Raw genomic sequence first — 13085 nt, forward strand, 5'->3', positions numbered from 1 at the left:
ACAAATATAGGCATAGAACAACACAGGAAAAAAGGTTTTATAGGTTTTTCAGAGAGAAGATGAAAAAAAGTCAAAACTATGTAGAGATTATTGAGCGGGTGCCCTGTTTTGGCTTACTCTTTCACAAAGGGAAGGATTCTGACATGGTTTATTATGTCAGAATCAGTTCTTATTCCTGTGGCTCCGAAGAAGCAGCATCCGTATTCACCCCACGTTGATAAACAGACGGTGCCACGCCGAACTGCGCCTTAAAACATTTGCTGAAATAGAACGGGTCGCTGATACCAACTTTGTAGGATACTTCCGCAACAGTCAGGTTATCTTCCGAGAGCAGCAGTTCCGCTGCTTTTTTCATCCGCACCACACGCAGGTATTCATTAGGCGAATATCCGGTCACACCGCGTAGTTTCCGATAGAAGACCGTTCGTCCCAACTTCATAAGCTGCGCAAACTCGTCAATAGAAAATTCAGGACGGGCGAGGTTCTGTTCAAGTATAGCAGCCAACCGGTCAGCAAATTCCTTATCCCGGTCAGTGGTACACATGGCAGGACGCACGATACCCGGTTCGTTGGAAAACTTCTCACGCAGTTTGTCGCGTTGCTCTATCAAACGGAACACACGTGCCAACAACAGTTTTATGCTGAACGGCTTTGCGATGTAAGCATCCGCTCCCGCTTCAATACCTTCCAAATGCTTTTCCGGTGAGCTTAGTGCAGTCAGCAGAATGATAGGAATATGGCTTGTTTCAAAATCAGATTTCAACTTCCGGGTTACTTCAAATCCTGTCATTCCCGGCATAAGTACGTCACAGATTATCAAGTCTGCCTCGGACGTACGCGCCTTCTCAAAGCCGGATGTTCCGTCGGCAGCAACTTCTACTTCAAAATATACACCGACTTCCTCTTTCAGGAATTCACGAATATCGTTGTCGTCCTCAATAATCAGGACTTTCCGTTTATTCAAAGGAGCAGGTAGCTTTTCCGGGTCGGGAAGTTCTTCCGAGAGTTGCAGCAAATGATGCGCCTGTCCGTCCGCTTCTTTCAGTAATACGTTGCCGGGAATCAAAAAGTCCTTCTCCGCATAAACCGTCTTATCCGTCGGGATACATACGGTAAAAACGGAACCGCCGCCTTCGTTGTCCTTATAGTCAATCGTACCTTTATGCACCGACACCAGTTCGTGGCTCAAATGCAGACCTACGCCGATACTGTCACCGGAGAAGTTGCTCTGCATAAAGCGTTTGAACAGTTCATTCTGTTTCTCTTTAGGTATACCGACCCCGGTATCTGAAACTTGAATCTGCAATGTTTTCCTGGCTTCGTCCACGCTCACCGAAAGAATGATAGTGCCGTTGGAAGGCGTATATTTAAATGCATTGGAAAGCAGGTTGTAAGTCACCTTATCCAGATTCCCCTTGTCAATGAACATCTTATAGGACGGCACGGAAGGCAGGAAACGGAAATTCATATTCTTCTGTTCCGCCACGTCTCCGAAGCTCAGGAATATTTCATAAAGGAAAGAGATTACATCGGTTTCTTCCAGAGAAAGTGCCAGTTTATTGTTCTGCATCTTTCTGAATTCCAATAACTGGTTGATAAGCCTCAGCATACGTTGCGTGCTCTTATCCATCGTCTTCAACGGATATATAAGTTCACGCGGAATATCCGTGACGCGCTGTATCTTCTCCAGTGCTCCCTGAATCAATGTAAGCGGGGTACGGAATTCGTGGGAGATATTGGTAAAAAACACCAGTTTATATTCGGTCAACTGCTTTTCTACATTGATACGGTTGCGTAGCCCGTTAAAGTTGCGGACAATACGGAAGGCAAAATATAAGGCTACAATCAACAGCAAGACATAGCACAGCATCGCCCAGGTAGTCTTCCAAAATGGGGGGACAACCACAATCTTCAAAGTAGTCTCGCTATCATTCCAAATACCCGACCCGTTGCTGGATTTGACATGAAGCACATATGTCCCCGGATTCAGATATTTGAAAGAAGCGAAATTCAAGGGAGAGGGTGCACTCCAATCCTGGTCGTAGTTCTCCAGCCAGTACATATACTTCGTATGCCCGCTATCGGAATAATCAAAGGTAGAGAAATCTATCAGGAACGAGTTCTGATAATATTTCAAAGTGATTTCATCCGAATAGGCAAGAGACTGCTTCAACGGAGAATCTTCCATTTGCGGATTCATCTGGGTTCCGTTGACATACAAATCAGTGAAGACTACCGGAGAAAAAGTCTCGCTATCCTGAATCTTTTCGGGGTCGATGACAATCAGACCGTAGTTTGTTCCAAACAACAGCTTTCCGTCTTCGCGCATACAGGCGCTATTCTCGCTATACACATTCCCCAGGGTATAGGAAGAGAAGAAGTAGTTCTCGAATGAACGATTAGCCGGATTAAACTTGGAGATACCATATTCGGTAGCCACCCACAGATTTCCGTTCTTATCTCCCAGGATAGATTGAATCACATCGTTGACCAACCCTTCGGAAGTGCCGTAGTGCTCATACTTCAAGGAATTGTAATTATCCTGAGGCTCACAAAGATTCAACCCCGAACCGGAAGTACCAATCCACATGCGTCCTTCCGTATCCCGATAAATGCACTTGATTTCGTTACTACAAAACTTGCCGTTCGTGTAACTGAACAGGTGATAATTATCAGAATCGGCAATCAATGAATCGGGATGAAAGATACAGATTCCTTCGCTGGTTCCTACCCAGACCATTCCGTTCTCGTCTTCCTCTATCACGCGCACCATTCGCATTCCGAATGTCTGCTGGAAGAAATGACGGAATTTATATTTTCCGTCGGGCGTAGGTTCTGCCAGTTCGAGTCCGCCGCCAAATGTTCCTATCCACATACGGTCTTTACGGTCGCGATAAATAGTAAAGACATTATTGTCGGACAAAGCCGTGAGGTCGGAAGGATTATTATAATACCACGTATCCCCTACTTTCAGTCCGTTTCCACGGGTTCCCGTCCACATTCGTCCCTGCCCGTCTTCGGCAATGGCGTAAATATTGGAATGGAAATACTGATTGGTCATCTTCGAGCGGAGATTGGAGTCAAAGGTGTAAAGTCCCCCTTTACGCGTGCCGACACAAATATCCCCGTTCGACATTTTGGTGAGCATACGGATGGTGTTCGAACGGTCGAATAAATCACGGGATTCGGGATAGATGCGGGAAGTCCCTTCATTCAAGACGGATATACGGGATAGTCCCGAATACTCGGAAGCCACCCAAATACCGCCGGCACGGTCTTCCATGACGTAAAGCAGGAAGTCCGAACTGATATGGCTTTGGTCATTTATATTGGCTACGAAGTGTTCCAGTTTGTCTTCAGCAGTATTATAGGCAAAAAGTCCGTTTCCATAGGTTGAAATCCATATAATTCCACGGGAATCATGGACGATATGATAACGTTCAAAGTCAATATATCCCATCTTGTCCTGCGGAATCAACTGGAAGTCCTTGATTTCTCCCGTTTCGGCAAGCACATAAGTAAGATGTCCCGTATGGTTGTATATCCAATAGTCGCCGCGATTGTCACGTATCAGTTCGCCTTTCTTGATGTCCATGCGGGAATCTGCCTGAATGTCACCAGTGTTAAAATCGTACGTATATACTCCGGTGGTAGTCAGAATGACCCATTTATCCTTTAGCAAGAAGTTTCCGGTCGGCGAGGTCTTACCTGCGACAACGGCAAGGGAAGCCAGTTTCTGCATCTTTTGAGTGGCAGACTGATAAAGGTAGATATCCCCGTCGGCTGTCAGGAAATACATATCATTCTTGTAAGCCAGGGAAGAAGTGAAATGGATTAACCGGTCTTCTATCCGGTACTGTCCGTTGGTGACAGAGACTAGTCCGCATTGCGTTCCAACCCAAATACGACCGCTGGCGTCTTCATTCACGAATTTCACCCTGTTGTCCGGCAAGTTTCCACGTTCGGTTCTGAATACGGTAGAGGTCATTTCACCGTCGGGTTGATGGGTCATCTGGCGACAGCCATTTCCTGAATGTGACAGCCAAACATCCCCGTTGGCAGCAACGAATACGGTCGAATAGTTCTGTCTCGACTCACCGCAACCGGTATAATCTATAAAGCGGGCACGTTGCAAATCGTAGCAGCTATATAATTCCGGTGTAGTGGAAATCCACAGGAAACCGTCTTTATCTTCGGTAAGGTCATAAATCCGGTTGTCCGCCAAAGAGACTTTGTCTCCGGTTTCCGGTCGGAAAGTAAGGAAAGAGTTGCCGTCATAACGGCTCAATCCGTTCAAGGTAGCCAGCCACAGAAAGCCTTTGCTATCCTGATAGATATAACGGACAGAGTTATTGGGAAGACCGTCACTGGTTCTCATTTGTGTAGAACGGAGTTCTATTGCACCATAAGCATTCAAAACGAGGCTAATAAAAAAGATGAAGACAAAAAAGCATCTTTGTGTCATATAGATTCCAAGATTAATAATAAATGATGAGCAAAAATAGTCAAGATAATTGAAATAATAAAGAAACAGCTCACAAAATAACATTGAAAAGACACTTGTTTTTGCCAAACATCTTCTAACATTTATTCAACCGACTATAAAAACAATCTATATGAAACACTTTTAGTAAAAATATAGTATGAGAAATAAAGAAAGCAGGCTACGAAATACACTCAAACTTCAAACGAACAACTTATGAATATGAAACTGAACGTATCACTCTAAAGCATCAACAAAACATGTGTATCCGCAGCCTGCCTGTTGAAATTGAGATGATGCCAATAGAACAAGATTCTTCTAAGAATGATTAGAAAGTCGGCTTAAAGAATGCAAAGGAATTGAAAGAACTGTGCTTAATCGGGCGAAACGCTTGAAAACAGGGGAAATCAAGACTATCATATAGATAAAAAAGAAACGCCTCTATACTCTTCGGAAAGATTATAGAGGCGATTTTATTATTGTTCGATTCTGAAACTATCAGAAGAAACAGAATCAGATACCCAATGACTTCTTCACTGCTTCAATTTTTTCCATAGCGGCAGATTCGGCAGAAGCGAAACAGTTACGACATCCCATTTCACCTTGAACTTCCATATAGAACTTAATCTTAGGTTCTGTTCCGGAAGGACGGACTGAAACTTTACTACCGTCTTCTGTGAAATACTGAAGAACATTTGATGATTCCGGCATATCAATTGCCGTTACATTTCCCTTGTCGTCTGTCTGCTTCAGAGTTTTGTAATCTTTGCTCAGGATTACTTTAGAGCCACCCAGTTCTTTCGGCGGGTTAGCACGGAAGTTTTCCATCATGGCTTTGATTTCTTCAGCACCGCTCTTACCCGGCTTCACAACGTTTACGGTGAATTCTTTAGAGAATCCGTATTCTACGTAAATATCGAGCAGTAATTGATACAGTGACTTACCGTTATCTTTTGCCCAGGCAGCAACTTCGGCAATCAAGCAACAAGCTGAAACAGCATCTTTATCGCGAACGAAGTCTTCGGCAAGGAAACCGTAGCTTTCTTCACCACCACCGATGTATTTCTGTTTGCCTTCACGCAGACGGATTTCACGTGCAATCCATTTGAATCCTGTATAGCAGTCGAGCATCTCGATGTTGTTCTTGTCGGCAATCTTCTTGATAAGTTCGGTAGTTACGATGGTCTTCACACAGAATTCATTACCTTTAATCTTGCCCAGTTGTTTGTACTGAGTAAGAATATAGTAAAGATACATCATGCAAGTCTGGTTACCGTTGATAAGTACCCACTCGCCTTTGTCATCCTTGCAGGCAATACCTACACGGTCAGCATCCGGGTCGGAAGCCATTACGAGGTCAGCGTCAATTTCTTTGGCCAGGTTCACAGCCATAGAAAGAGCTTCCGCATTTTCCGGGTTCGGCGATACAACAGTCGGGAAGTTACCGTCCTTAATCATTTGTTCGGGAACAGTGAACACGTTTTCGAATCCCCACATCTTCAACGCACGCGGAATCAACATCATACCTGTACCGTGAATCGGAGTATAAACAATCTTCATATCCTTGTGGCGGGCGATAGCTTCCGGATCAATAGAAACAGTTTTCACCATATCCAGATAAATCTTGTCGATATCTTCACCGATTATCTGAATCAAATCAGGATTACCCTGGAATTTGATGTCGGCAGCGGAAGCAATAGCATTTACTTCGTCGATAATACCCTTATCGTGCGGAGCCAATACTTGCGCACCGTCATCCCAATATGCCTTGTAGCCGTTGTATTCTTTCGGGTTGTGGGAAGCAGTCAGGATAATACCGCTCTGGCAACCGAGGTGACGGATAGCGAAAGACATTTCCGGGGTAGGACGCATATCATCGAACAGATATACTTTAATACCGTTGGCAGAGAAGATATTGGCAGAAGTTTCCGCAAACAAGCGGCTGTTGTTACGGCAGTCGTGGCCAACCACAACAGAAATCTGCGGCAGGTCTTTGAAGTTCTTCTTCAGATAGTTGGAAAGTCCTTGAGTAGCTGCACCCACCGTATAGATATTCATACGATTGCTACCTACCCCCATGATACCGCGCAGACCACCTGTACCAAATTCCAGGTCTTTGTAGAATGCTTCAATTAGTTCGGTCTTATCATCGTTTTCCAACATACGTTTCACTTCAGCCTGAGTTTCGGCATCATAAGCCGGGGTCAGCCATTTTTCGGCTTTCTCAGTGACCTGTTTAATAAGTTCCTGATTTTCCATTTCGATTGTTATTTATATGGTTAATGAATTATTTACTGTTATATTCTTGAGCACACAAATGTAAAATAATAAGTTTATAATTCCTATTCTTTTAATTGAAATTTGAGAATTAAGAATCAAAAAAAACAATATACTCAATACCTTATATCCAATACTCATTATCTATTCTTGCGGCACTTTATATCTCTCTCCGGTCTGTTTGACATATTCCTGCAAGAATTCCTTCGGATAACCGGGACGGAGCACTCCGGCAGGCTGTCCGATAGAATTACGTTCAAATTGTCCGTCCTTCACACGTTTCACCACTCCATCGTTATACTTCACAATCAGGAAAGTACCCAGTTGCTTCCATGTATCGAACGTACTCTGGGCAGTCATGCTGGTATAGTTTGTCAGGAAATCAACAGCGGCGTTCTTATCTTTTTCCAACAATTTGGCTGCCATCTCTTCAATACCTTGCTGCGCGTTGTTAAAGGTCGTTTCCATCTCCTTCTGTGCTTCGCGTACATCACCAATCATCAAATCATAACGCGGATAAACCATGTTTGATACCCAGTTGAAAATCCAGAAAGCAGAATTCCAAGAGAAGGTTATATAATCGGCTCCGTCCACACGCGTATAGCATACCGGCACTTTCGTAGCACAGCAATAGACAGGAGTAAATACTGCCATATTCGCATCGTCCACACCAAACCAAAGTACGCCGCCTATCGGGTCGGGCATATTAGCACGCATTTGTGCAACAAATACAAAACCACTTTGTTGAGTAGAGATAGGACGTTCGTTAAAATATTCCTGACCGTCCACCTTGAAGTTCAGCGGCGAAAGACGGTACGGAGTTTTGTAAGGGCCTGCTCCGAAGTCATTAGAGATGTCGAGCGGAGTTCCCTCGTAATGGTCGCGCATCATGTCTTTTACATCTTGCACGGACAGCTTCTGTTTCGGTTTCACGAAAAGTGGCATCGGGGTGTTGGATTTTCCTTCGATATAAGGAAGATAATCTTTTCCGTTATCAGTGAATTTATTGAAATAACTCCATACGCGGGCTTCGCAGAAACGGCGTGCACCGAAATCGAGGGGCGCATAAGCAAGCGAGAAACTAAAATCTTTGTTTACTCCGTTGAAGTAACCTCTTTCACGTGCGAAAGAAACAACATCGGGAGAATATATGCAGTTTTCCTTATCGTTCATGTCAAACTGATGGATACGCGACTGGTTGGCATGAGCTGAAATACAATCATCGGGCACACGTACAGCCACCCAAACAGCTCCGCGGATACCCGGACCTTTCCCAATCATTTCCATAATCCATATTTCGTTCGGATCGGCAATGGTAAAAGACTCCCCACTGCTATAATAGCCGTATTGCTGCACCAAGTCAGTCATTATCTTGATGGCTTCACGGGCAGTGCGCGAACGTTGCAATCCGATATAAATCAAGCTTCCGTAGTCAATGATGCCTGTAGAATCCGCCAATTCGGGACGTCCGCCAAAAGTCGTTTCACCAATCGTAACCTGATATTCATTCATATTGCCGGTCACATTATAAGTCTGCCGTGCCTGCTCTATTTCACCCAGGTATTTACCGGTATCCCATTCATACACTTTCATCATGGTTCCTTTCGGATAAGTAGCTGCCGGATAATGGTACAGTTCTCCAAACAGACCATACGAGTCGGCAGAATAGGAAACGATGGTCGAACCGTCGGCAGAGGCATTCTTGCCGACTATCAGATTGGTACAGGCGAAAGTATCCGCCACAGCCGCCACCAGTATGGCAGCACACAAAATAATTCTTCTCTTCATAATTATATAGGATTCACTTTTAATAATTACCAGACAAAAGTCTCACGGGCTACAGTCTCATTCCCGCAATGGTCGGTCACAGTAAGTTCGACAGTATGTTTGCCGCCTTTCTTCACACGCTTCGGATCAAGTTTACACTCCCAATATGACTTCACAATATTAGGCCGTCCGAAGAGCGCATACTCTCCATCTATCGTTCCCCGATAGGAAGCTATTCCGGCTCCCTCGTCTTTCAACCGATAGACAATCTTGCCGTTTCTTCCCCACTGGTTCTTATTGATAGGGGTGATTTCGGGCGGAACTGTATCAATAGCAACGGTATAAGTCCCCAATTCACGGACAGATGTTTTCATATAACCGTCTTCATACTTCCCGCCTACACTGTACTTACTACCTTTTGGGGTCACACGGGCTACATAATACTTCGTACTATCAGCAACCGGCTTTCTACGCAGCCCGATACGAAGCTCGCAACCCGCATGAAGCGGAACGGGTGTATCATTTATCTGATAAGTAAATGCCACTGCCCCACTGTCGGCTTTCACCTGATAGTTAAGAGGAACATCGTCATACAACATTCCCTTTGGCACAATCAGGCTCAATCCCGGTTCTTGCAGATAATTCGTCTTGTCCCAGGAAAAGAAGTATTTCTCCCGATGATTCAAAGGTTCAACCGGCTGCTTCCGCCCACGTACGGTAAAACCGTATTTGGAAGTATTCCCGAAAGCATCTTTTAAGGTATATAAGAACTGATAATCCCGTTCTTCATCAATCGTCACCAAACCACGGTTATCATTCGATGCCTTCAGCAGACGTAAAGTATTCCCCGGTTCAATAAAAGATTTCATGTATTGCCCGCACGTCCATGAGTTTATCATTCGGTTTTCATCTTGAGAAAAGCGGTCTACCGTACTGCGGAACACTTCATTTCCATCTACCGTGAGAACAACGGAATACACTCCGTAATGATTGCTGACCCCATCCATGTAATCATATGCCTTGATACCTGTGCCTATCACTCCCCATGCTTCCACCGGACGCTCCGCGTTCGGAAGAATCGTTTTGACCTGCTGTTTTCCATCCACCACACCTTTGCCAAGCTGTGGGAAAAACATAATTCCGTCGGCCTTCGGGGCACGCGTATCTTTGATTTTTGATTTAAAGAAAGGCATCGGGTCGATATAATCCCCCGATTCTGTTTCGAACACATCCAAATGGAGATGCGGGCCGAATGAATAGCCGGTATTCCCGCTCCATGCTATCTGCTGACCGCCTTTCACCGGATATTCATCCGGTTCGGGAATAATCTCCACTTCCCAACTCTCATTCTCGTATTGAAGTTTCTCCACCCTTTCGGCAATAGGGGAAATAAAACCGCTCAGATGCCGGTTGATAGTAGAATAACCGTTGTGATAACAGACATCAAGTACATACCCCGAACCATTGGTGACGCGGATACGTGAAATATACCCGTCGGCAAGGGCACGGACAGGTTTGCCAATAACTCCGCCTGTCTTAAAATCCAATCCGCCATGAAAGTGGTTAGAGCGGATTTCTCCGAAGTTTCCGCTCAATGTAAGAGGAAAGTCAAAAGGTGGCACAAAGGTGGCTTGCTTCTTTTCTTGTCCACAAACTCCGATGCAACAAGCCAGCATCAAAGTAGTGATATATTGTTTTATCATTCCATTTACTTTTTTACTCCCCGCAAATGTACACTATTCCAACTAAATTACGAAATATCCGGGCGGATATGATAACCGGAGATACTAGTTAATATTTCTTTTTATTATTATATTCATTGCAAACCTGTATCTATTATGTTATTTATATTAGTACTTTTGCATCCGTTTTTAATTTTAATTAAATATAAAGAACTCAATGAGAATGTATGTAAAAGTAATGGCAGCGGTCATTGCATGTATGCTGCTGGGCGGTGAAGCACACTCAGCATTTGCAACTACCCCCGCTACAGAAAATCTGAGTTGGTTTAAAAAGAAAAAGAAGAAACCAGAAGGAAGAGAGGAGAAGAGTAAAAGCGACTACGAAAAATTAGTGGAAGGCAGCAAAACAACCAAAGGAATGTTTGCTGTACATCAAAAAAAGAATGATTATTATTTTGAAGTTCCCACATCCCTTTTAGGACGTGATTTATTAGTTGTCAATAAACTGCAAAGAGTTCCTGCCGAACTGAACGACGCAGGTGTAAACCGTGGAGTAAACTATGAGAATCAGATGGTTTGCATGGAATGGGATAAGGCTAGCGGAAAACTGATGTTCCGCCAACAGCGCCCGTTGCCCCTGGCTCCTCAGAACGATGCCATATTCCGTTCGGTAAAGGATAACTTTATCTCTCCGCTGATTGCCGCATTCAAAATCGAAGCAATCAATGCGGATTCTACTGCATTGGTAATCAAGGTGAATGATATTTATGATGGTACGGAAACCAGTATCAATAATGTATTTACCAATATTAATCTGGGTACTTCGGCTATCAAGAACTTATCACGTATCCTTTCTATCAAATCTTTCTCGAACAATGTCGTGGCGACTTCCGAGTTGACCACCCGGGTGACAGAAGGAACCACAACCGTATACGTTACGGTGGAAGTCAGTTCTTCTATTCTCCTGCTGCCTGAAACACCGATGATGGGCCGTTTCGACAATCAGAAAGTCGGATACTTCACCAACCCGCTATTAAGTTTCAGCGACGCACAGCAAAGAACGGATAAAACGCAATATATCACACGTTGGCGCATGGAGCCCAAACCTGAAGACCGGGAAGCTTACCTGAAAGGGCAAATTGTGGAACCTGCCAAACCTATCGTATTCTACATTGATAATTCAACTCCTTACCAATGGCGTTCGTATATCAAGAAAGGAATTGAAGACTGGCAAACCGCTTTTGAAAAAGCCGGCTTCAAGAATGCGATTATCGCCAAAGAAATCACGGACAGCATGCATGTAGATATGGATGATGTCAACTACTCCGTGCTGACTTACGCCGCTTCGGAAAAGAAAAACGCAATGGGCCCTTCCCTATTGGACCCACGTTCGGGAGAAATCCTGGAGGCGGACATTATGTGGTGGCATAATGTGCTTTCTATGGTACGCGAATGGATTACAGTGCAGACGGGAACCGTTTGCCCGGAAGCCCGCAGCGTGCAGTTGCCTGATGCCTTGATGGGCGACGCCATCCGTTTTGTGGCTTGCCACGAAGTAGGTCACTCTTTGGGATTGCGCCATAACATGATGGGGTCATGGGCTTTCCCGACAGATTCACTACGCTCGGAAGCCTTCACTTCCAGAATGAATTCTACCGCTTCATCCATTATGGACTATGCACGTTTCAACTACATCGCCCAGCCGGGAGACGGCGTGAAAGTACTTTCTCCGCATATCGGTCCTTATGATATGTTCGCTATCGAGTATGGTTATCGTTGGTATGGCAAGAGCACTCCTGAAGAAGAAAAAGACCTCTTGTTCGATTTCCTGAGCAAACATACAGACCGTCTTTATAAATACAGCGAAGCACAAGATGTACGCGATGCCGTAGACCCACGTGCGCAGAATGAGGATTTAGGAGACGACCCTGTTCGTTCTTCTTTACTCGGTATCGAAAACCTGAAACGTATCGTCCCGCAAATTCTTCAGTGGACTACAACCGGAGAAAAGGGACAGACTTACGAAGAAGCATCCCGTCTCTATTACGCTGTTATCAACCAGTGGAACAACTATTTGTATCATGTACTTGCCAACATCGGTGGTATCTATATCGAGAATACAACCGTAGGAGATGGCGTAAAGACTTACACATTCGTCGAAAAAGAGAAGCAACAGGCTTCACTGAAATTCTTGCTTGATGAAGTATTGACTTACCCTAAATGGTTATTTGATACGGAAGTGGGAGAATACACTTACCTGCTCCGTAACACTCCGATCGGACAACAGGAGAACGCTCCTACGCAGATATTAAAGAATGCCCAAGCTTATATTCTTTGGGATTTGCTCGGCAACACCCGTCTGATGCGTATGATAGAGAATGAGTCTGTCAACGGAAAGAAAGCCTTTACAGTAGTGGAACTGATGGACGGACTACACAAGAACATTTTCGGTATTACCGAACGCGGCGGTATTCCCAACGTGATGGAGCGTTCTTTACAAAAGAACTTCCTGGATGCCTTACTTACTGCTGCCGCAGAACCTGAAGCCGTGAAAATCAACAAGAAAATTGCAAACGAGCATTTCTTGCTTGACCATGCCACTCCTTTCTGTAGCTGTTATGCTGCCGAACAACGTGCACTTCGCCAGGAAGACCGGATGGGCGCTCCACGTGTACTCAATTTCTACGGCAGTCAGCTCAACCGCATCTCTGATGCCATTTCTGTGAAACGCGGTGAATTACTACGCATCAAGAAGTTATTGCAGAATCGTTTGGGAACTTCCGATACTGCTACACGCTACCATTATGAAGATATGATTTTACGCATTAATACCGCTTTGGGAATCAAGTAAAACAAACCTATTAATTAAACTATCT

General features: G+C 44.5%; 5 protein-coding genes. 1 reads left to right on the forward strand and 4 read right to left on the reverse strand.

Going from position 1 to position 13085, the window contains the following annotated elements:
• Positions 1–169: 169 nt before the first annotated feature.
• From RDN93_RS12455 to RDN93_RS12470, 4 genes are all read right to left on the reverse strand, one after another.
• Entirely contained in the window at positions 170–4465 is a 4296-nt protein-coding gene (locus tag RDN93_RS12455) for a two-component regulator propeller domain-containing protein (RefSeq protein ID WP_308745836.1), read from the reverse strand.
• A gap of 531 nt (positions 4466–4996) precedes the next feature.
• On the reverse strand, positions 4997–6742 hold the full coding sequence (locus RDN93_RS12460) for a phospho-sugar mutase (protein WP_308745837.1): 1746 nt from the start codon (positions 6740–6742) through the stop codon (positions 4997–4999).
• 162 nt (positions 6743–6904) lie between these two features.
• The gene (locus RDN93_RS12465; RefSeq protein WP_308745838.1) at positions 6905–8548 is read right to left on the reverse strand and encodes a C69 family dipeptidase; all 1644 of its coding nucleotides are present in this window, start codon (positions 8546–8548) and stop codon (positions 6905–6907) included.
• Positions 8549–8574: 26 nt separating this feature from the next.
• Entirely contained in the window at positions 8575–10230 is a 1656-nt protein-coding gene (locus RDN93_RS12470; protein WP_308745839.1) for a M23 family metallopeptidase, read from the reverse strand.
• Between the two features lie 196 nt (positions 10231–10426).
• Between RDN93_RS12470 and RDN93_RS12475 the strand changes: the two genes are divergently transcribed.
• Positions 10427–13060 (forward strand): zinc-dependent metalloprotease, encoded by a 2634-nt coding sequence (locus tag RDN93_RS12475; RefSeq protein ID WP_308745840.1) that lies wholly within the window; start codon positions 10427–10429, stop codon positions 13058–13060.
• Positions 13061–13085: the final 25 nt, after the last annotated feature.

The sequence above is a fragment of the uncultured Bacteroides sp. genome, assembly GCF_902491285.1.
Taxonomy (GTDB): Bacteria; Bacteroidota; Bacteroidia; order Bacteroidales; family Bacteroidaceae; genus Bacteroides.

Coding starts and splice junctions, on each gene's coding strand:
- RDN93_RS12455 (WP_308745836.1), bottom strand. CDS start 4,465: ATGACACAAAGATGCTTTTTTGTCTTCATCTTTTTTATTAGCCTCGTT.
- RDN93_RS12460 (WP_308745837.1), bottom strand. CDS start 6,742: ATGGAAAATCAGGAACTTATTAAACAGGTCACTGAGAAAGCCGAAAAA.
- RDN93_RS12465 (WP_308745838.1), bottom strand. CDS start 8,548: ATGAAGAGAAGAATTATTTTGTGTGCTGCCATACTGGTGGCGGCTGTG.
- RDN93_RS12470 (WP_308745839.1), bottom strand. CDS start 10,230: ATGATAAAACAATATATCACTACTTTGATGCTGGCTTGTTGCATCGGA.
- RDN93_RS12475 (WP_308745840.1), top strand. CDS start 10,427: ATGAGAATGTATGTAAAAGTAATGGCAGCGGTCATTGCATGTATGCTG.